The 20,971-nt window shown below is 66.2% G+C and carries 17 protein-coding genes; 12 read left to right on the top strand and 5 right to left on the bottom strand.

Annotated features, from left to right (window positions below; genetic code table 11):
* Nucleotides 1–8 precede the first annotated feature (8 nt).
* The 5 genes from rsfS to EV669_RS08300 all read right to left on the bottom strand — a co-directional run bounded on the left by rsfS (nt 9) and on the right by EV669_RS08300 (nt 4,797).
* On the bottom strand, nt 9–377 hold the full coding sequence (gene rsfS / locus EV669_RS08320; RefSeq protein WP_054286669.1) for a ribosome silencing factor: 369 nt from the start codon (nt 375–377) through the stop codon (nt 9–11).
* 119 nt (nt 378–496) lie between these two features.
* Nucleotides 497–1,141 (bottom strand): nicotinate-nucleotide adenylyltransferase, encoded by a 645-nt coding sequence (gene nadD / locus EV669_RS08315; RefSeq protein ID WP_132098380.1) that lies wholly within the window; start codon nt 1,139–1,141, stop codon nt 497–499.
* Nucleotides 1,138–1,719, bottom strand: a complete 582-nt coding sequence (locus tag EV669_RS08310) for a beta-class carbonic anhydrase (protein WP_054286635.1) — start codon at nt 1,717–1,719, stop codon at nt 1,138–1,140. The genes nadD and EV669_RS08310 overlap by 4 nt, the downstream gene beginning before the upstream one ends.
* Nucleotides 1,720–2,893: 1,174 nt before the next feature.
* Nucleotides 2,894–3,883, bottom strand: coding sequence for a DUF2804 domain-containing protein (locus EV669_RS08305; RefSeq protein WP_132098379.1), 990 nt, complete (start codon nt 3,881–3,883; stop codon nt 2,894–2,896).
* A 53-nt stretch (nt 3,884–3,936) separates the two neighbouring features.
* Complete coding sequence (locus tag EV669_RS08300; RefSeq protein ID WP_055433382.1) at nt 3,937–4,797, bottom strand: MBL fold metallo-hydrolase; 861 nt, start codon at nt 4,795–4,797, stop codon at nt 3,937–3,939.
* A 102-nt stretch (nt 4,798–4,899) separates the two neighbouring features.
* Here EV669_RS08300 and EV669_RS08295 point away from each other — a divergent pair, with 102 nt between their 5' ends.
* The 12 genes from EV669_RS08295 to EV669_RS08240 all read left to right on the top strand — a co-directional run bounded on the left by EV669_RS08295 (nt 4,900) and on the right by EV669_RS08240 (nt 20,964).
* Entirely contained in the window at nt 4,900–5,232 is a 333-nt protein-coding gene (locus EV669_RS08295) for an ArsR/SmtB family transcription factor (protein WP_082446360.1), read from the top strand.
* Nucleotides 5,229–5,669 carry a YeeE/YedE family protein gene (locus EV669_RS08290; protein ID WP_054286631.1) on the top strand — a complete coding sequence of 147 codons (441 nt, stop codon included), beginning with the start codon at nt 5,229–5,231 and terminating at the stop codon, nt 5,667–5,669. The genes EV669_RS08295 and EV669_RS08290 overlap by 4 nt, the downstream gene beginning before the upstream one ends.
* Nucleotides 5,666–6,100 (top strand): YeeE/YedE family protein, encoded by a 435-nt coding sequence (locus tag EV669_RS08285; RefSeq protein WP_245622683.1) that lies wholly within the window; start codon nt 5,666–5,668, stop codon nt 6,098–6,100. The genes EV669_RS08290 and EV669_RS08285 overlap by 4 nt, the downstream gene beginning before the upstream one ends.
* Nucleotides 6,097–7,806 (top strand): SulP family inorganic anion transporter, encoded by a 1,710-nt coding sequence (locus EV669_RS08280; protein WP_055433380.1) that lies wholly within the window; start codon nt 6,097–6,099, stop codon nt 7,804–7,806. Before EV669_RS08285 ends, EV669_RS08280 begins: the two co-directional genes overlap by 4 nt.
* A 101-nt stretch (nt 7,807–7,907) precedes the next feature.
* Nucleotides 7,908–9,359, top strand: a complete 1,452-nt coding sequence (locus tag EV669_RS08275; RefSeq protein ID WP_132098378.1) for a M48 family metalloprotease — start codon at nt 7,908–7,910, stop codon at nt 9,357–9,359.
* A 284-nt stretch (nt 9,360–9,643) separates the two neighbouring features.
* The gene (gene aceE / locus EV669_RS08270; RefSeq protein WP_054286628.1) at nt 9,644–12,307 is read left to right on the top strand and encodes a pyruvate dehydrogenase (acetyl-transferring), homodimeric type; all 2,664 of its coding nucleotides are present in this window, start codon (nt 9,644–9,646) and stop codon (nt 12,305–12,307) included.
* Nucleotides 12,308–12,401: 94 nt separating this feature from the next.
* The gene (gene aceF / locus EV669_RS08265; RefSeq protein WP_054286627.1) at nt 12,402–14,060 is read left to right on the top strand and encodes a dihydrolipoyllysine-residue acetyltransferase; all 1,659 of its coding nucleotides are present in this window, start codon (nt 12,402–12,404) and stop codon (nt 14,058–14,060) included.
* Nucleotides 14,061–14,070: 10 nt separating this feature from the next.
* Nucleotides 14,071–14,568, top strand: coding sequence for a GNAT family N-acetyltransferase (locus EV669_RS08260; protein ID WP_132098377.1), 498 nt, complete (start codon nt 14,071–14,073; stop codon nt 14,566–14,568).
* Nucleotides 14,565–16,343, top strand: a complete 1,779-nt coding sequence (gene lpdA / locus EV669_RS08255) for a dihydrolipoyl dehydrogenase (protein WP_132098376.1) — start codon at nt 14,565–14,567, stop codon at nt 16,341–16,343. The genes EV669_RS08260 and lpdA overlap by 4 nt, the downstream gene beginning before the upstream one ends.
* Before the next feature lie 226 nt (nt 16,344–16,569).
* Nucleotides 16,570–17,109: a GNAT family N-acetyltransferase gene (locus tag EV669_RS08250; RefSeq protein ID WP_132098375.1), complete on the top strand. Its 540-nt coding sequence runs from the start codon at nt 16,570–16,572 to the stop codon at nt 17,107–17,109.
* Between the two features lie 1,546 nt (nt 17,110–18,655).
* The gene (locus EV669_RS08245; RefSeq protein ID WP_055433373.1) at nt 18,656–19,090 is read left to right on the top strand and encodes a hypothetical protein; all 435 of its coding nucleotides are present in this window, start codon (nt 18,656–18,658) and stop codon (nt 19,088–19,090) included.
* 92 nt (nt 19,091–19,182) lie between these two features.
* A complete protein-coding gene (locus EV669_RS08240) occupies nt 19,183–20,964 on the top strand; it encodes an autotransporter assembly complex protein TamA (RefSeq protein ID WP_132098374.1) in 1,782 nt (593 codons plus the stop codon).
* The last annotated feature ends 7 nt before the right edge of the window (nt 20,965–20,971 follow it).

Genomic DNA, 20,971 nt, shown 5'->3' with positions numbered 1-20,971 from the left:
GGGGTGCATCAAACGGCCTTCCAGGGCTTGCCGCCCGGCGGTACGAACGAAGGCTTCTCGCCACCCCAGAGGGCTTCGAGGTCGTAGTAGTCGCGAACGGCCGGCAGCATGACATGGACCACCACGTCGCCGGCGTCCACCAGTACCCACTCGCCGCTTTGCTCGCCTTCGGTGCCGACCAGCTCTACGCCAGCTTCCTTGAGCGCCACGCTGACGCTGTTGGCCAAGGCCTTGACCTGGCGGTTGGAGTCGCCGGTGCAGACGATCATGCGCTGGAACAGCGAAGTGAGGTTGGTGGTGTCCAGCTCGATGATGTCCTTGCCCTTGATGTCCTCAAGGGCCTCGACGGCCAGTTTCGCAATATCTTGTACTTCCATGGTGTCCTTGTGTACTCGGTTGGGCGGGGACATGCTGTGCGGCAGAGAGCGTGCCCGGCAGAGGTCCCCTGTAAAGAGCGCGGGCCACGGGGTCGTGGCCCGGTTCGGTGCCGGTGCGCCTAGGGCGTCCGGTACAGGCCGTGGCGGGCAATATAGGCGGCCACGGCCGGTGGCAGCGCATCGGCGACAGAGGCGCCACGGGCCAGCCGGCTACGGATGTCGGTGGCCGACACGTCGACAGGTGGCAGCGCCAGGGGGCGCATTGTACCGGAAGGCGTTCGTTTTGAAAAATCAGTGACTTGGCGTGCCTGCCATTCCGTGGCCACTGCGGGGGGCAGGCGCTCGGCATCGAAGCCGGGGCGCAGCGCCACCGCGATGTTGGCCAGCCCCAAAAGGTCCTGCCAGCGGTGCCAGGTGTCCAGTTGCTCGAGCGAGTCGCCTCCGATCAGGCACCACAGCTCGGCCTGGGGGCCGATTTCCGAGCGCAGTTCGGCCAAGGTTTCCACCGTGTAGGCCGGTCGCAGGCGTGCCACTTCCCGGCCATCGGCAACAAGCCCCGGCTCGTCGGCCAACGCCAGCGTCACCATCGCCAGCCTGTCCTGTGCCGAGGCTTGGGGGCCTGCCGTGCGGTGATAGGGTTGGCCGGCCGGGATCAGTCGCACCTCGTCCAGTCCGAGTTCATCGCGGAACGCCCGCGCCATCCGTAGATGGGCCTGGTGTACCGGGTCGAAAGTGCCGCCGAAGCAGCCCAGCCTGCGTGTCATGCGGCCTGGCTGGTGCGGCCGGCGTAGCCGTCGACGATCACCGACAGAGCGCCGGTGGTGGGATGGATCACCATGCCGTGCACCGGTACGTCGTGGGGCATCAGCGGGTGCGAGCGGATCACCTCGACCGTGTGACGCACGCTGTCTTCCACGTTGTCGAAACCCTTAAGCCATTTTTCCAGATCGATACCGGCCCCGCGCAGCGTGGTCAGCGTCTCTTCGCTCACGCCCCGGGCACAGGCGCTGTCCAGGATGTGCTGCGGGTCGATGGCGCGCATGCCACAGTCGTGGTGGGCCACGACGCAGATTTCTTCGGCCCGCAGCTCGTAGACCGCCACCAGCAGGCTGCGCATCACCGAGCCCCACGGGTGGGTGACGAGCGCGCCGGCGTTCTTGATCAGCTTGGCGTCGCCGTTCTTCAGTCCCATCGCCTTGGGCAGCAGCTCGACCAGACGCGCATCCATGCAGGCCAGGACCGCCAGGCTTTTGTGCGGAAACTTGTCGGTCTTGAACTGCTCGTATTCGCGGTTGGTTACGAAGGACTGATTGTGTTCGAGTACCTGAGACAAGATGGTCATGTGTTCTCCTGTTCTGCATGGGGCGGCGGGCCGGACGCCGGCCGCCTGAATTGGTGCGTTTGCTCTACAAACGTCTGGCGGGCGCAATGCTACCACGCCTGCCCGGCCTGCCAACCCCGATTGGCACAGGGTTTTGCGTCAGGTCAGGGTGTTGCCGCCGCGGGCGGCAGGCGACACCGGCCCAATGCTGGCGCGCCTTGCTTCTTGGTTTTTAAGGCTGGTCGACCGGTTGGCCGAAGCCCCGTGTAGCCCTGTCACACGACCCCCGCCATCTATCGGGCGCCTGCGGCCCGTGCAGCGGGGCCGGTGCTTACGGCTTGGCAGAACACCCGCCGTGGGGGGCGTACCGCTGCGTTCGGTCGCACCGCCTCGTGGTGTTGTAGGTGCGCATAAAGCGCCCGGCCTGCCGGCCCCCGGCTAAAAACCGCTGCCGCATCCAGGGCTGAGCTAGAAGGCGTTCGCTGCCGGCGTCACTGCGCCGTACTGTTCCGGAAGCACTGTCGCCAGTGGGGTAGAGCGTACTGTTTGCAGCGGTGTGCCGAGGTGGGGGATGTTTACCTGCAGCGTCCCTTCGGCGATCCCCAGGCCGGCGATGCCGGTGTCTTTCACCCAGTGGCCAGCGTGTGGAGCTTGCGTACTTCCAGGCCAAGTTCCGCAGGACCAAGGTTGGCCGAAGCCTTCGGCCAACCTTGGCCGGTCAGGGCTTAGTGTAGGCGGAGGGCGTCGATGCCCTGGCGTGCACCACGTTACCTCCGGTCGCAAGGCGCAGTCCGTCACAGACAGTGGCGAGGACCAAGGGGGTGATGCCCGGCGCCTGGCGTGTTGCGCTCTGCTGGGTGCTTAACATCGAGCGTATCCCCAAGCGTCTGTAGACGCTGAAGAAACGGGCACAGAGGGGACGTACGCAGCCACAAGGAGCGACAGTGTGGCACTGCGAAGGCCGATGCCGCCCCCTGCCAGCGCGACACCGACGTACGCGAGCCGTGACTGAGCACCCTGCGCAGGAGAAGAGCGTGGCCAGCAACGAGATCGGCAACAGGGCGTAGCTACTGCGGAGGCTGCCCGGCCTCTACGATCAGGCAGCCCGCGCCGGGGTCTTGCTCTAATCCGGTCGTATCCTGTAAGGAGGGGTGGCTTGCCGCGGGAAGGGCGCGTCCTGCGTGGCCACCGTACCTTACCAGCGCGAAGCGTGGTCTTCCGTCACGCCCGTCAGCCCCTCCACCCAGCGGCGGGCACCGGTGAGCGGGTGCACCACGGTGCCGCTGAAGGTGCCCACCGGCTGCACGTAGCGGCTGGCGGCCAGCCAGTAGTTGCGGTCTTCGCGGCGCATGCCCTCCGGAGTGAAGACGAGGTCGAGGCAGCCATCATCGGTACGGATCGTCCACGGACGCATCGGGTCGGTCTGCTCGAAGGTGAAGTGGGCCGCACCGGCGCGGAAGAGTTCGCCGTCGATCCACAGCGCGTTTTCCGCATCCCCCATGAAGCCCGCTTGCAGGTTGAAGCCGATGTCCGGTCGGTGGGCACTGGCCCACTGCCAGGCGGTATTTCGGGCCAGGAGTCCGTCGGAAGCGTCCAGGCTGGCGTGGGCGCCGTCCAGCGAGTAGCGGGCCCTGCCGGTGTCCACAAAGCCGCTGATCTCGAGCGCACCCGTCTTGTGGGTGGAATGGGCCAGCCAGTTGGCCGGGGCGATCGCTGCCATCACCGGCGCGTCAGCCGGCAGATGCACGTGCGCAGCCAGGCACAAGCCGGGCGCATCCACGGCCAGCACCAGCCGCTCGCCTTCCCGGGCCCAGTCCAGCGTCAGGCGCCGGTGGCGGAAGCGGGCAGTGCCAAAGGGACGGCTTTCCAGCCGCGCCGTGCCGGGCAGACCGTTGGCCGAAGCCGAGGCCGCTACCTGCCGGGTATCGCGGTCGAACAGGTAGGCGAAGGCGGCGCTGGTCCAGCCGGCATCCACGATGGCCAGTCCCACGAAGAAACGGGTGTGGGCGATGCCGGCATACTGCCAGCGCTTGTGGTGCAGCCGGCGGGTCAGCCTCTTGGCAGTGGGCGCCTTCAGGCGCTGCCACGAGAGCGTTTCGATCCGGCCTTGGTACATGCCGAAGGCCGGTACCCCGCGCGCGTGCACCAGCCGGGCCGGCGCGGGGGGAAGAGAGGAAGACTCCATTCAGACGGAAGGGGCCTTGAACGGGGCCCCGCGTTGTTGAACACCGGTTCAGTCTACAACAGGTTCAAAGGAATCTTTAAATACCGCTGACCGTTGTCCTCGGGTGGCGGCAGATGGCCGGCGCGGATGTTGACCTGCACCGAAGGCAGCATCAGTGCCGGAGGCGGTAGTGTGCGGTCGCGCGCGTGCCGCAGTGCCACGAAGCGGGCCTCGTCGATGTCGTCCCGCAGGTGGAGGTTGGCCGAACGGCTGGCCCCTACGGTGGTTTCGCAGACGGGCCCCCGTCCGGCAGGCGGATAGTCGTGGCACATGAACAGCCGGGTCTCATCCGGCAGTGCCAGCAGACGGCGGGCCGAACGGTAGAGCGTGGCGGCGTCGCCCCCCGGGAAGTCGCAGCGGGCGCTGCCCACGTCAGGCATGAACAGCGTGTCACCCACGAACACCGCGTCCCCCACACGATAGGCCACGTCCGCAGGCGTGTGCCCCGGTACGTGCAGCACCTCGGCCTCCAGCGCCCCGATGCGGAAGGTGTCACCATCGTTGAACAGCTGGTCGAAGGGGCGGCCGTCCGTGGCGAAGTCCGCCCCCAGATTGAAGAGCCTCCCGAAGACCGCCTGCACCTCGCGGATGTGCGCGCCGATGGCGATGCGCCCGCCCACCGTCGCCTGCAGCCAAGGTGCGGCCGAGAGATGGTCGGCATGGGCATGGGTTTCCAGCAGCCACGTCACCGAGAGCCGCTGAGCGTGGATGAAATCCACCAGTTTCTGCGCTGAAAGAGTGCAAGTCCGTCCCGATCTAGGGTCGTAGTCCAGCACCGGGTCTACAATGGCGGCTTCGCCGCCGGGCGCGTCATAAACGATGTGGCTGAAGGTCATGGTGACCGGTTCGAAGAACGATGCGACAAGCGGTTTCATGCGGGCTTCCTCGGGTGAGCCGGATGCGGCGTAAACAATATATTGAAAAATATAATATCCATCAATATAATTTAAGACACAAAGCAGATGAAGGAATCGTCCATGGACGTGAAAGTCTTGCGCTCCAATGCCAGCCGGGCTGCCGCCCTTCTCAAGAGTCTGGCCAACGAAGACCGGCTGATGCTGCTGTGCCAGCTGGTGGAGGGCGAAAAGGCAGTGTCCGAACTGGAGGTGCTCACCGGTATCCGTCAGCCGACGCTGTCGCAGCAGCTGGGCGTGCTGCGCAATGAGGGGTTGGTGGCTACCCGTCGTGAAGGCAAATGGATTCATTACAGCATCGCCAGTCGGGAAGTGTTGCTGATGCTGTCGGCCCTGCATGGCGCCTTCTGCGCCGAGACCGAAGCGGCCCCGGCTGAGGATGGAGCGGTGGTATGAGCATAGACTGGCAAGTTTTCTCTCCCGGACCGGCCTTGGCCGGTGGCCTGATGATCGGCGCGGCTGCGGCCTGGTTCGTCTGGGTCAACGGCCGTATCGCTGGCATCAGTGGCATGCTGGGAGGCTTGCTGGAGCGCCAGCCCGACGCCTGGTTGCGCCTGGCCTTCCTCGCGGGGCTGCTGGCGGCGCCATGGGTGTACGGTCTGGTGACCGGCAGTACGCTTGCGCCCACTTTCGGGGCCTCTATGCTGCGGCTGGTGATCGCCGGAGTGCTGGTCGGCGTGGGGACACGCTTTGCCTCGGGTTGTACCAGTGGCCATGGGGTGTGCGGTCTGGCGCGTCGCTCGCCACGTTCGCTGGCGGCCACGCTGGCCTTCATGGGGGCCGGCTTTGCCACCGTGTACCTCTTTAACCACCTGCTGCAGGCAATGCCATGAAACGGCTCCAGATCATGCGTGCGCTGTCCGCCTTCGGTGTGGGACTGTTGTTCGGACTGGGTCTGATCGTGTCCGGCATGGCCGATCCGGCCAAGGTGCTGGGTTTCCTGGACCTGTCCGGCGCGTGGGACCCCAGCCTCGCCTTGGTGATGGCGGGAGCGATCGCGGTGGCCTTGCCGGCCTTTACCGCGCTGCGCGGGCGTCACCGGGCCCTTCTGGGGGATCCCATCCACCTTCCGGGTACACGGCACGTCACGCCACGGCTGGTGTTCGGTAGTCTGGTCTTCGGTGTGGGCTGGGGTCTGGCGGGCTTGTGCCCGGGCCCGGCGCTGGTGCTGGCCGGGGCCGGCTTGGCGCCGGCGCTGTTGTTCGTGGCCGCCATGGTGGTGGGCATGCTGCTCTATCCCCGTCTGGACAGGCTCTTTCAATGACTGGCGTGCTGCCCGGCTGGCTGCGGCAGTACCGTCGTGCATGGCTGCCGGCGGATCTGACGGCCGGGGTGGTGGTCACGCTGCTTCTGGTGCCGCAGAGCCTGGCCTATGCGCTGGTAGCGGGCTTGCCTGCGCAGGCAGGGCTGTATGCGAGTGTAGTGCCGCTGGTGTTGTATGCGCTGGCCGGCCGCAGCCATGCGCAGTCGGTGGGGCCGATGGCGGTTACGTCACTGCTCACGGCGGCCACCCTGTCACGACTGGCCGAGCCGGGCAGTGCCGATTACCTTGCGCTGGCCGCCTGGCTGGCGCTGCTGTCGGGCGGGCTGCTGTACCTGATGGGGCGTATCCGCATGGGCTTCATTGCCGACGCGCTGTCGCGTCCGGTGCTTGAGGGCTTCACCGCGGCCTCTGCCGTGTTGATTGTCGTCTCACAGCTGGGGCCGCTGGTGGGCCTGAAAGGGGGTGGGGCCACACTGCCGGCGCAGCTGGCCGGGCTCTTCGGCCAACGTGAGTCGCTGGCCTGGCCGGGTGTGCTTCTAGGCGGCGCCGCGCTGCTGTGGCTGGTATGGGCCCGAAACCGGCTGCGGCCCTTGCTGCAAGGGCTGGGCCTGCGTCCCGCTGTGGCCCTGCTTCTGTCGCGTACTGCGCCGATCGTTGCGGTCGCCGCCGGTATTGCCATGGTCACCACCCAGCCTTGGGCGACGGGGCTCCCCCAGGTCGGGCCGGTGCCGCGCGGCCTGCCGCTGCCGGACTTGCCTGCGCTGCCAGCGGTGCGCCTCACCGATCTCGCCCTGCCGGCCTTCTTCATCGCCCTTGTCAATTACGTGCAAAGTCTGTCGGTGGCACAGCTCCTCGCTGCGCCACGGCGGGAAACGGTGGATCCGGAGGCCGAACTGCGTGCGCTGGGTCTGGCCAACCTGGGTGCCGGCTTCTTCGGGGGCTTTCCGGTGACCGGTGGGCTGTCGCGCAGCCTCGTCAACGCCGAGGCCGGGGCCCAGAGTCAGCTGGCCTCGCTGGTCACCGCGGCGGGGCTGGCGCTGGTGATGAGCACCGCCACCGGCCTGTTGACGCACCTGCCGCTGGCGGTGCTAGCAGCCACCATCGTGGCCGCCGTGGGGAGCATGACCAGCCTGACTCCGCTGAGGGTGGCGTGGGGCACTGACCGGGCCGATGCGGCCGGCTTTGCCGTGACCTTCCTGGCGGTGTTGCTGCTGGGGGTGGACACCGGCATCGTTGCCGGCATCGTGGTGTCACTGGCTGTATGGCTGGCGCGCACTGGCCGGCCGCACATCGCCGAGTTGGGCCGTCTGCCCGGCAGCGAACACTTTCGTAACGTCGAGCGCTTCGATGCCGCCGCCACCTTGCCCGGCGTGCTGTTCCTGCGGGTGGACGAAAGCCTGTATTTCGGCAACGCCCGCCATGTGCGCGAGGCTATCCTGCAGCGCCTAGATGCCCACCCGGTTAGCCGGCTGGTGCTGGTGATGAGCGCGGTCAACCGTGTGGACATGACTGCCGTGTCGATGTTGCAGGCACTGGACGACCAGCTGGCCTGCTGCGGCGTTGCGCTGCACCTGGCGGAAGTGAAGGGACCCGTGGCGGCTGTGCTGGAGCGAGCGGGCTTTCCGGCCCGCTTCGGTGGCCGGGTCTGGCTGTCTGCCGGTGCTGCTTGGGATGCCCTGGCGCCTGCGCCGGACTTCCACATCTGAATCCGGCCCGGGAACCGTCGGGGGCAGTCCAGACACCAACAGCGGTGTTCGTGACCGTTGGCCGTGTCACAGGCGGCCGCATCCCTTTTATCATGCGCAGTATGAAACCCTCCCTTCCGAGCCTGCTCGTTGCGCTGGCCCTGCTCATTCCGCCGCCCGCTCAAGCGGACCTGCCCGATCTGGGCGATGTGTCCGAAGCCACCCTGTCTGCTGCCGAAGAGGCGCGCATTGGCGCCGAGCTGATGCGCGCAATGCGCGATTCGGGCGAGGCGACGGACGACCCCGACATCAACGCCTACCTCAACGATCTGGGCGGGCGGTTGGCACAGAGCGCCCAGATGCCGGGGGGGCGCTTCACCTTCTTCAGCCTTAACGACCGCAGCATCAACGCCTTTGCCATGCCGGGCGGCTATATCGGCGTGCACAGTGGTCTGGTGCTCACAACCCAGAGCGAAAGCGAGCTTGCGTCGGTGATGGCGCACGAGATCGCCCACGTCACCCAGCATCACTTGGCGCGGATGCAGGCAAGCGCGGCCCCTAACCAGTTGGTGCTGCTAGCCGCGATCTTGGCGGGGGCTCTCGCTGCCAAGGCCGGAGGGGGAAGCGATGCCGCCTTCGGCGCCCTCAATGCCGGTCTGGGGCTAACGGTGGCAAGCCAGCTGGCCTATTCGCGCGACTTCGAACGTGAGGCCGATCGGGTGGGCATGCAGTATCTCGCCAACGCCGGGTTCGACGTGCGGGCCATGCCGCTTTTCATGGAGCGGTTGCAGAACGCCAACCGCCTCAACGACAACAACAATGCGTTGGCCTTCCTGCGCACCCACCCGGTGACGGTGGAGCGCATCAGCGAAGCCCAGAACCGCCTGTCGGCCTTTGGGCTGAAGATGCGCGCGGACAGCCCCGACTATCTCTTGGTACGGGAGAAGCTGCGCCTGGCCGCGTTGGGGCCGGACGAGGCGGTACGCTACTACCGCCAGGCACTGGCCAACCGCCAGTTCCTCAGCGAGGGGGCCCAGTGGTATGGGCTGGCCCGTGCCTTGCTGGCGCAGAAGGATCTGGAAGCCGCCCGCCGAGCGCTGGACGAGGCCCGCAATCGTCTACCGGACCATCCGATGCTCTGGTCGCTGGAGGCAGACATCGCCCGCAATGCGGGCGACGAGACTGCGGCGCGCGCCGCTTACCGCAACGGACTGGCCCGCTACCCCTCCAACCGCAGCCTGTATCTGGGGGAGATCGGCTGGCTGATCGAGCGCGGCCAGACCGGCGAGGCCGAGAAGCGGCTGCGGTTGCAGCTGGGGCGTACCCCGTCGGACAGCGCCCTCTACCGGCTGCAGGCACGGCTGTATGCCGACCGGGACCGGCTGCGCTATCACTCGGCGCTGGCCAATGCGCTGTATTTCGAGGGCAATGCCGAGGCTGCCTTGGAACAGTACCGCCTGGCAGGGGAGGCACCGGGCGACGACTTTTATCTGCGTTCCTCCAACGAGGCGCGCATGCGCGAACTGGAGCGGCGTATCCGGGAAACGCCTCGGCCGAAGAAGGGCCGCAGTTGAGGCGGAGCGCGGCGGAGGCCGTCTGGTGCCAAAAAACAACATGATGCAACGCACCAACGGCACCGGTCCCGACAATTTCGAGTGATAACCCTAATTGCCTATTCCTTTTCGTTTTCTGCAAGCTTTACACTGCACTTTGGCTTCGAACCCGTTCGCAAACGAAAATATTCGGACTAAAAAGGTTCATTTATAATCGTGTTCGATACCCGGCTTCAAAAGCGAGCCGGCGCTGAACATGCCGGAGGGCAACCCCGCTTCGGCCAACCTGATTGTGAGGATGTGAGATGGCTGCAACCTTCCCCGACGACATCGACCCCTTGGAAACGAAGGAATGGACGGAAGCGCTCGAATCGGTACTGGAGGCCGAAGGCCCGGAGCGCGCGCATTACCTTCTGGAAAAGCTGGTCGAGCAGACGCGCCGCCGCGGCGCCCACCTGCCGTTTGATGCCACCACTGCCTACCAGAACACCATTCCCGTCGGCCGCGAGAAGAAATCACCGGGCGACCACGAGATGGAGCACCGCATCCGCTCGATCAACCGTTGGAACGCCATCGCCATGGTGCTGCGCGCCGGCAAGAAGGAACTGGAGCTCGGCGGGCACATCGCCTCCTTCCAGTCTTCCGCCACGCTCTACGACGTGGGCTTCAACCACTTCTGGCGTGCGCCCAACGACGAGCAGGACGGCGACCTCGTTTACTTCCAGGGGCACATCGCCCCGGGCATCTACGCCCGCGCCTTCCTAGAAGGCCGCCTGTCTGAGGAGCAACTGGACAGCTTCCGGCAGGAGGTGGACGGCAACGGCCTCTCGTCCTATCCGCACCCGTGGCTGATGGATGACTTCTGGCAGTTCCCCACTGTTTCCATGGGCCTTGGCCCCCTGATGGCCATTTATCAGGCCCGCTTCCTCAAGTATCTGGAAAGCCGCGGCCTGGCCCGCACGCCGGGGCGCAAGGTGTGGTGCTTCTGCGGCGACGGCGAGATGGACGAACCGGAGTCGCTGGGGGCCATTTCCATGGCCGCGCGCGAGGGCCTGGACAACCTGATCTTCGTCATCAACTGCAACCTGCAGCGCCTGGACGGCCCGGTGCGCGGCAACGGCAAGATCATCCAGGAGCTGGAAGGCGACTTCCGCGGTTCCGGCTGGAACGTACTGAAAGTGATCTGGGGCAGCCGCTGGGATCCGCTTCTGGCGATGGACAACAAGGGCCTGCTGCGAAAGCGCATGGACGAGTGCGTCGACGGCGACTACCAGACCTTCAAGTCCAAGGACGGCGCCTACGTACGCGAGCACTTCTTCGGCAAGTATCCGGAGCTGCGCGAGATGGTGGCCAACATGTCCGATGCGGAGATCTGGAACCTCAACCGCGGGGGCCATGATCCGCACAAGGTGTACGCGGCCTACCACGAAGCAGTGAACAATGCCCGCGGCCGTCCGACCGTCATCCTGGCCAAGACCATCAAGGGTTATGGCATGGGCGCCTCCGGCGAGGCGCAGAACATCGCCCACCAGGCCAAGAAAATGGATCTGGAGAGCCTGAAGAAATTCCGCGACCGCTTCGGCATCCCCATCTCTGACGAGGAACTGCCGAACGTACCGTACTACAAGCCGGCCGAAGACAGCCCGGAGATGCAGTACATGCGTCAGCGCCGCACCGCGCTGGGTGGCTATCTGCCGGCGCGCCGGCCGGTGAAGGCCCCGATGCAGGTGCCGGGGCTGCATGTGTTTGACAGCCTGCTCAAGGATTCGGGCGAGCGCGAGTTCTCCACCACCATGGCCTTCGTACGCATGCTGGGCACGCTGCTCAAGGACAAGAACATCGGCAAGCAGATCGTGCCGATCGTGCCGGACGAATCGCGTACCTTCGGCATGGAAGGCATGTTCCGCCAGTACGGCATCTGGTCCACCCAAGGTCAGAACTACGTGCCGCAGGACGCCGACCAGCTGATGTTTTACAAGGAGTCGAAGGACGGCCAGATGCTGCAGGAAGGCATCAACGAGCCGGGGGCGATGTCCAGCTGGATTGCCGCGGCCACCAGCTATGCCAACAGCGGCATCCCGATGATTCCGTTCTACATCTACTACTCGATGTTCGGCTTTCAGCGGGTGGGCGACCTGGCGTGGGCGGCGGGCGACATGCGCGCGCGCGGCTTCCTTCTCGGTGGCACCGCCGGGCGCACCACGCTCAACGGCGAGGGTTTGCAGCATGAGGACGGGCACAGCCACATCCAGGCGGGCCTGATCCCCAACTGCATCAGCTACGACCCAACCTTTGCCTACGAGCTGGCGGTGATCCTGCAGGACGGTTTGCGCCGCATGTACGTGGAGCAGGAGGATGTCTTCTACTACATCACCCTGATGAACGAGAACTACACCCACCCGGCGATGCCGCAGGGGGCCGAGGAAGGCATCCTCAAGGGCCTGTACCTGCTCAAGGATGGGGGCGAGGCTGAGGTGAAGGTGCAACTGATGGGCTCGGGCACCATCCTGCGAGAGGTGATTGCCGCGGCGGACCTGCTGCGCAACGACTTCGGCATCGCCGCCGACATCTGGAGCGTGCCCTCGTTCAACCAGCTCAAGCGCGAAGGCATGGAAACCGCGCGCTGGAACCTGCTGCACCCCACCGAGGCACCGCGCCAGGCCTATGTGGAGGCCGCACTGGCCGGCCGCACCGGGCCGTTCGTGGCCGCCACCGACTATGTGCGTGGCTATGCAGACCAGATCCGCGAATGGGTGCCGGGCCGCTATGTGGTGCTGGGTACCGACGGCTTCGGCCGTTCGGACAGCCGTGCCAAGCTGCGTGGGTTCTTCGAGGTGGACCGCTACCACGTGGCCGTGGCCGCACTGTCGGCCCTGGCACGTGAAGGCCGTATCGATGCGGCGCGCGTGGCCGAGGCCATCGCCCGCTACGGCATCAGCGCGGACAAGCTGCCCAGCTGGAAAGTGTAAGCGCCGGTCGGCCAGAGCCCGCGCAGGGCCTGGCCGAAGCCCTCGCCAACAGGATCGAACGGACGGCCCCGGCCGTCCGTCAGGGATGCGAAGCATGAGCAATCTGATTGAACTGAAAGTGCCCGACATCGGCGGGCATGCAAACGTGGACGTGATCGAAGTCTTCATCCAGCCGGGCCAGACCCTGGCACCTGACGACAGCCTGATCACGCTGGAAACCGACAAGGCCACGATGGAAGTGCCGTCCGAGACGGCTGGCGTGGTGCGTGAGGTGCTGGTGAAGGTGGGTGACAAGGTGTCCGAAGGCACCGTGCTGGCACGGGTGGAAGCCGGTGCCGTGGCAGCCTCGGCCCCGGCGGAACCGGCAGCCCAGCCGGCCTCCGCACCGTTGGCCGAAACTGCCCCGCAGACCCCGGCGCAGCGTGCCCCCACAGGAGACCGCACCGAGGTGCGTGTGCCCGACATCGGCGGCCACAGCGGCGTGGACGTGATCGAGGTGGCGGTGAAGGCTGGCGACGTGATCGCACTGGACGACACCCTGATCACGCTGGAAACCGACAAAGCCACGATGGACGTGCCGGCCACGGCTGCCGGGCGCGTGCTCGAGGTGCAGGTCAAGGTGGGTGACAAGGTCAGCCAGGGCGACCTGATCGTGGTCGTCGAGGCCGAGGCTGGCGCGGGCAAGGCTTCGCCTGCGCAGCCGGCCGCCGCCACGCCCGCACCAGCGGCACCGTCCGCCGAGGTGGCGCGGCCGGCTCCGGCCGCACCTGCACCGGCCACCGTGCTGGCGGCTTCGGCCAAGGTGCCGGCGCCGGTGGACGAAGCCGCCTTTGCCAAGGCCCATGCCGGCCCTTCGGTCCGCCGCCTCGCGCGTGAGCTGGGCGTGGACCTGGCTCGCGTGAGCGGAAGCGGCCGCAAGGGACGCATTCTGGATGCCGACGTCAAGGCCTTCGTCAAGGGCGCCCTGCAGAACCCGGCGGCGCTGGCACCGGCTTCCGCAGCCGCCACCAACGGTAGCGGGCTGGACCTGCTGCCTTGGCCCAAGGTGGACTTCGCCAAGTTCGGCCCGGTGGAGACCCAGCCGCTCTCACGCATCAAGAAGCTCTCCGGCGCCAACCTGTCGCGCAACTGGGTGATGATCCCGCACGTCACACAGTTCGACGAAGCTGACATCACCGAAATGGAAGCCTTCCGCAAGAGCATGGGCGAGGAGCTCAAGGCGGATGGTGTGAAGCTCACCCCGCTGGCCTTCCTTATCAAGGCAGCAGTGGCTGCGCTGCGCCGCTTCCCGGAGTTCAACGCCAGCCTGGACGGCGAGAACCTGGTGCTCAAGCAGTACTTCCACATCGGTTTTGCCGCCGACACGCCCAACGGGCTGGTGGTGCCGGTGGTACGCGATGCCGACAAGAAGAGCCTGACCGAGATTGCGCAGGAAACCGCCGTGCTGGCCAAGAAGGCGCGTGACGGCAAGCTACTGCCCACCGACATGCAGGGTGGCTGCTTCTCGATCTCCAGCCTCGGTGGTATCGGCGGCACCGCCTTCACACCCATCATCAATGCCCCGGAAGTGGCTATCCTCGGCGTATCCAAGAGTGCCATCAAACCGGTGTGGAACGGCAAGGAGTTCGCACCGCGCCTGATGCTGCCGCTGTCGCTGTCGTACGACCACCGCGTGATCGACGGGGCCGCTGCAGCCCGCTTTACCAGTTATCTGGCACAGGTGCTGGGCGACATCCGCCGGCTGATGCTGTAAACCACCTGCCATGACCTGTCCGTTGGTGCGTGCCTTGCCGGAAGATGCGCCCCTGCTGAGCGCCATCGCCCGGGTGGCCAAGCAATCCGTGGGCTATCCGGACGCATGGATGGCCTGCTGGGTGGAGGCGCTGGCAGTGCCGCGCGCTGCACTGGCGGCGGGCCTGGGCTGGAAGGCGGTGGATGCCCGGGGCGTCTGCTGCGGGTTCGTCTGTCTGGCAGAAGGCGGTGTAACGGGAGAATGGGTGGTGGATTTCCTCTTCGTCCTCCCGGGCGTGCAGCGGCAGGGGCTGGGCCGCAAGCGGCTGGCGCGGGCCCGTGACGAAGCCTTGCAGCGGGGTGGCCATCGTCTGGTGCTGGACGCCGACCCGACCGCCGGGGCCTTCTATCTGTCGCAGGGGGCGAAGCGCGAAGGCGCCACCCCTGCCCCCATGCCCGGCCAGCCCGCGCGCCACCTGCCGCGCCTGGCGTGGCCATTCAAGACTCAAGCTCAAGGAAAACTCGCATGAGCCAACTGATCGAACTGAAAGTGCCGGATATCGGCGGGCACAGCAATGTGGACGTCATCGAAGTATTCGTGAAGCCGGGCGATACCATCGCCAAGGACGACAGCCTGATCACGCTGGAAACCGACAAGGCCACGATGGAAGTGCCGGCCGAAGCGGCCGGGGTGGTGAAGGAAGTAAGGATCACCGTCGGCGCTAAGGTGTCCGAAGGCGACGTGATGGTGGTGCTGGAGGCCGGCAGCGGTGCTTCGGCCAACCCGGCCTCAGCGCCCGCCCCTGCCGCAGAGGCCGCACCGACGGCCCCGGTGGTGGCGCCGGCAGCGGCCAGCCATAGCGGTGGCGCCGACATCGAGTGCGACGTGATGGTGCTGGGGGGCGGCCCCGGGGGCTACTCGGCCGCCTTCCGTGCCGCCGACCTCGGTCTGAAGGTGGTGCTGGTCGAGCGCTATGCCACCCTGGGCGGTGTGTGCCTGAACGTGGGCTGCATTCCATCCAAGGCGCTGCTGCACAACGCCGCGGTGATCGACGAGGTGAAGCATCTGGCGGCCAACGGCATCCGCTTTGGCGAACCCGACATCGACATCGACCAGCTGCGCGCCTACAAGGAGCAGGTGATCGCCAAGCTGACCGGCGGTCTGGCTGGCATGGCCAAAGCCCGCAAAGTGCAGGTCGTGCGCGGTGTGGGCCAGTTCCTGGACCCGCACCACCTGCAGGTGGACGCCACCGAAGGCAAAGGACAGGACAAGACCGGTGCCCGGCAGGTGATCGGCTTCAGGAACGCCATCATCGCCGCCGGCAGCCGCGTGGTGAACCTGCCCTTTATCCCGCAGGATCCACGCATCGTCGACTCCACCGGAGCGCTGGAACTGCGCAGCATCCCGAAGCGGATGCTCATCATTGGTGGTGGCATCATCGGCCTGGAGATGGGTACGGTGTACTCCACGCTGGGCGCGCGCCTGGATGTGGTGGAAATGCTGGACGGCCTGATGCAGGGCGCCGACCGCGATCTGGTGCGGGTGTGGGAGAAGATGAACGCCCATCGCTTCGACAACATCATGACCGGCACCAAAACCGTAGCGGTAGAAGCCAAGGAAGACGGCATCTACGTGACCTTTGAAGGTGCCAAGGCCCCGAAAGAGCCGCAGCGTTACGATCTGGTGCTGGTGGCAGCCGGCCGCGCGCCGAACGGCAAGCTGATCGGCGCCGAAAACGCTGGTATCGCCGTGACCGACCGCGGCTTCATCGAAGTGGACAAGCAGCAGCGCACCAACGTGCCGCACATCTACGCCATCGGCGACATCGTCGGACAGCCGATGCTGGCGCACAAGGCGGTGCACGAAGGCCATGTGGCGGCCGAAAACTGCGCCGGCGAGAAAGCCTTCTTTGACGCCCGCGTGATCCCGGGCGTGGCCTACACCGACCCGGAAGTGGCCTGGGTAGGGGTGACCGAGGAGCAGGCCAAGCGCGAAGGACTGCGCATCGAGAAAGGCGTGTTCCCCTGGGCGGCTTCCGGCCGCGCTATCGCCAATGGCCGGGACGAAGGTTTCACCAAACTGATCTTTGACGCGGACACGCACCGCATCATCGGTGGCGGGATCGTCGGCACCCACGCCGGCGACATGATCGGTGAGGTGTGCCTGGCGATCGAGATGGGCTGCGACGCCACCGACATCGGCAAGACCATCCACCCCCACCCGACGCTGGGCGAGAGCATCGGCATGGCGGCGGAAGTGGCTCACGGCAGCTGCACCGACCTGCCGCCGCAGCGCAGAAAGTAAACCGCTCCCCTGCAGCCGGCAGGGTTGGCCGAACCGCAGCACAGCACAGGCAAGCCCATCGGGCTTGCCTTTTTTGCGTCTGGCATCGGTGCTGAATCTGCATTTCGGAGCAGTGCCCGTGCCGTCAGGGCGGGCAGCCACGGTCGCGCCACCTTTCCAGAATGGCCGGGCCGGGCTACAAAGAGCGCTGTGCCCACCCGCCGGCCCCACCCTTGTGAGCCCTGCAATGCCCGGACTGTCGCTTCTTGCCCTCACACCCGACGATCTCGACGACCTGAGTCGTTTCGAGCACGCCAATCGTGCTTTCTTCGAGGCCCACGTCAATGCCCGGCCGCCAGCCTACTATGCTGAAGGGGGCATTCAGGCGGCCATCGCCCAGGCGGTACGGGAAGCGGCAGAAGACCAGGCCTACCAATTCCTGCTGCGTGACGCTACAGGCGTGCTGGTGGGCCGGGTCAACCTCACGCGCGTGCGCCGCACGCACTTTCATTCGGCCGAGCTCGGCTACCGCATTGCCCACGCCGCCAACGGTCGTGGCCATGCCACCGAGGCTGTCCGTCTTGTGCTGCAACAGGCCTTCGGGTGCCTCGGGCTGCGCCGTGTGGAAGCTACCGCTGCTATTTCCAACACCGCCTCGTGCGCCGTGCTCAGACGCAACGGCTTCGTGCAGTTCGGCCATTCGCGGCGAAGTTTTGAGCTGGCTGGCCGCTGGCATGGCCTGCTCCATTTCGAGTGCCATGCGTTACAGGAAAAGGAGCGGGTCTGAGGCAAAGCCAAAGGTAGGCCTGCATTACGCAGGGCCAGCCTGGCGCAGGGGCGAACGGTGCCCGGACACTGCCATGACAAGCCTGTTCAAGGTAGAGAAACCCACCGGACCCAGCGCCGGACCTGAGGCCGCTGCCCCCCTCCGGCCACACGAAACCCCCTGCCGTCCCGGGGGGGCGTGGGCCTACAGGGTGTGTCACAGCCACTGAGCCCGGAGCGGCCGTGGCAGACGAACTGCATCTGGACACGCTGCAGAAGGGGCCACGTCGGGGAAGGGGGTCCCCTGTGGAGAACCATGCCGGACTCACGTAAAGGGTGAGGCACTTTTACAGGGGGCCTCCGGAATGCAAGGCACGGATGGAATCCCTTGGGGAAAGCCGACAGTGTGCCGCTCGGGTGCCCGTGTAGTGGCTGGCATTGCCGGCGGCCGACAATACGTGGGCACCGCATTCGGTAGCCAAGGTGCGCAGAGCGCGTGCTGTTCCACGCCTTCTGCGCGCATGCGCCATACCGCTCTGGCCCGTCGTCGAGGTAAAGGAAGAGGGTGGTGGTCCGGGGGCTGCCGCCGTCGGCAAGGAGCCATCCTTGCCGCACTGGATAGGGTAAAGCTGCCATGGCATTCGTATGTGGGATCTACGGTTACGAGTTCACGCGCGAATTCTGCGTGGCCGGCTGGCGCTTCATACCGCGCAGCCCGGTGGCTGCGGAGGCACATGCATGGGCACGCGATCCGGAGCGCTACCAGCTCACCGGCGTGCTGGTGGGGGCGCACGCCGACAGTGAACAGCTGGCCCGGCTGGAGGCTATCCTGTCCTTCATCGAGCACATGGACGTGATTCTCTCCCGTCCGCAACCGCCCGGTGCCCAGGGCCCGTTTCACAGCCTGCCGGCTACCATTCTGGTGTCCCGCCGCTACAGTGGGGGCGGAGCCATCCTCGCACCGGACAGCTGGCTGCCGCGCTCGCGTCCGGCCTTCATCGAGGCCGCCCTCGAACGTCTTGCTGACGAAGCCTTCTGCGAGGAGAGCGGATACCGTCCGCTGTTCTTCAAGGTGGCGGAGGCCTACCGTCAGCGCAGGCCCTATCTGGAAGTCTCGTTTTTCCTGCTGTTCTCGGGGCTGGAGACGTACGTGCGCCGTACGCTGCGCGACGACGAGACACGCAAGGTGGCGGTACCCATGGCCCATCTGCTGCAACGGATGGGTTTTCAGGTGTACGAGGACAACCCTGAGGCACCCGCCCGCTCGCTACAGACCTATGCCAACTTTCGCAACACGCTGTTCCACAGCGGCAAGCTGGAGTTCGTGAAGAAGGATCCTGGCGGCACGCCCTGCCTCTACCGGCTGCAGGACTACTTCGTCACTTCCGTATTCTGGTCAGTCTGGCACTGTTGCGCGCCACCGGGTTCGACGATGGTCACACCAACTGGGATGCCTGGATCGACCGTACACTGCTGCGCTGACGCCCTTGCAAAAGCTGCTTGCGGCTGCCCGCCGGCTTCGCCATGCTGGCGGTACGTCCGCATTCCGACGGACGGGGGAGAGAAAAATGAAACAATGGATCATCGCGGCGCTGCTGCTGGCGCCCGCCGTCGAGGCCGGGGCGGCTTGTGGCAAGGCCCGGACCGTGTTCGCCTGCACCACGGCGCAGGGCAAAGAGGTCGAGGTGTGCGACGCGGGCGCCACGCTCAGCTACCGCTTCGGGCGGCCTGGCCGGCCGGAAATGATGCTGTCGGTGCCCCGCAGTGCGGCTTCCACCAGCCAATGGCCTGGCATCGGGCGCTACATTTCCTACAGCGTGGACATTCCCAATGGCCACACCGTGTACAGCGTGTTTTGGGGCGCGGACCGCAATGCGGAGGACCACCCGGTGGAAGCGGGCGTCAACGTGCTGGTGAACGGCCAGTCGGCCGCCATCGTCAAGTGCGGCGGCGAGCGCATCGTGCAGAACATCGAAGGCATCGACCTCAAGCCTACAGAATAAGCCACGGCCCGGTGCGCCGGCGGCCCGGGTTGGCCGAAGCCTCCCCCAGTAGCCGCTGCGCCCCGTGGCCAGCCCTGTCCGGATTCATTACCATGAGCGCGTCTTTCCCTGTGTGCGCCTCCATGTCCCACCGCATCCTTCTGGCCGTATCGCTGTCGCTGCTGTCCATGGGGGCAGCCTGCGCGGCCGATTTCGACTACACCGTGCAGATCGATGCCTCGGGCGAGATCGCCGGACTCCTGGGCGCGCATCTGGATATCATCAACCAGCGTGACGACCCGGACATGGGGCCGGAGCTGCTGGACGCGCTGATCGAGGAAACGCCCGACGAGGCACGCGCCCTTCTGGAGACGCAGGGCTATTTCAATGCGCAGGTGAGGGTGGAACGGATCAGCAACGATCCCGTGCCCCAACTGGTGATCCACGTGCAGCCGGGCCCGTCCACGCTGGTGCAGGACGTGACGGTGCGCCTGGACGGTCCCATTCGCGACGACGGCGACTATCAGGCCCGGCTTGCGGCCGTGCTCGAAGCCTGGCCGTTACCGCTGGGCGCGCCCTTCCGTCAGGACGAGTGGGACAGCGGCAAGCGCGCCGTGCGGCGCCTGCTGACGGTGGACCGCTATCCACTTGCCAAGATCAGCGAGAGCCGCGTGGACGTGGACCCGGCGCGCAATGCGGCCGAAATCACGCTGGTGGCGGACAGCGGACCGCTGGTATCGTTCGGCTCCATCCAGGTGGAGGGCACGCAGCGCTATCCGCGCAAGATTGTCGAAGGCCAGGCGGACTTCCGCCCTGGCGACCCCTACACCCTGCAGAAGGTGCTGGACTACCAGTCGGCGCTGGAGCAGACGCAGCATTTCTCCAGTGCGGTGGTTAACACCGACATGGCACGGCTGGACGAGGCGATGCGCGTGCCGGTGGACGTCAAGGTGACGGAGTTTCCCAAGCAGAAGCTGGAGCTTGGCCTCAACTATGGCTCGGAGGAAGGCTTCGGCACGCGGCTGGCATACGACCACTACAACGTGTTCCGCCGCGGTTACATCGGCTCCGCGCTGATCGACTGGAACCGTGACGAACAGACCTTGTCGCTGGGCCTTGGCATTCCGCGTAACCGCAACGGCTATTCGCACATCATCAACACCACCTATAAGAACAGCGAGGTGCAGAACGTGCGCACCGAGACGCTGGAGGCGGGCCTGTGGCGCATCCGTAAGCGCGACAGCATCGAGGCCCGCTTCGGGGTGGACTACGTGATGGAACGCGAGACCATCGTCAACCAGCCCTCCACCGACACCAAAGCGCTGATCCCTGGTGTGGGCTGGACACGGCGCGAGATCGACGACCATATGCGCCCCCGCAACGGCTACCTGATCGATGCCCAGCTCTCGGGTACGCTGGGCGGCGCCCTGTCCAACACCACCTTCGTGCGCGGCTACGGCAAGGGCGCGATCTATTGGTCGCCGTATCCGAAATACGGCACTTTCGTGGGCAGGCTGGAGCTGGGCCAGGTGTGGGCGCGCGATACCGATGCCGTGCCCGAGTCCCGCCTGTTCCGTACCGGTGGGGCCAGCAGCATCCGTGGACACGAATACCAGAGCCTGGGGGTGCCCGGTCCGGAGGGCGCAGTGCTGGGCGGGCGGGTGCTGGCGGTCGCCAGCGTCGAATACCAGATCCCGGTGGCGCGGGACTGGGCCGTGGCTCTCTTCACCGACGTGGGCGACGCCGCCTACAGCTGGAAAACCTTCGACCTCAACACCGGGGTGGGTATTGGTGCCCGCTGGATGAGCCCGGTGGCGCCGTTTGCCTTTGACATCGCCCGCGGGTCGAAGGATGGCAAGCTGCGCTGGAACATCGGCCTTGGCCTTGCCTTCTGACGAGTTG

It is taken from the genome of Gulbenkiania mobilis (assembly GCA_004346645.1).
GTDB classification, from domain to species: Bacteria; Pseudomonadota; Gammaproteobacteria; order Burkholderiales; family Chromobacteriaceae; genus Gulbenkiania; species Gulbenkiania mobilis.
This window is presented reverse-complemented; position numbering and strand designations above follow the sequence as displayed.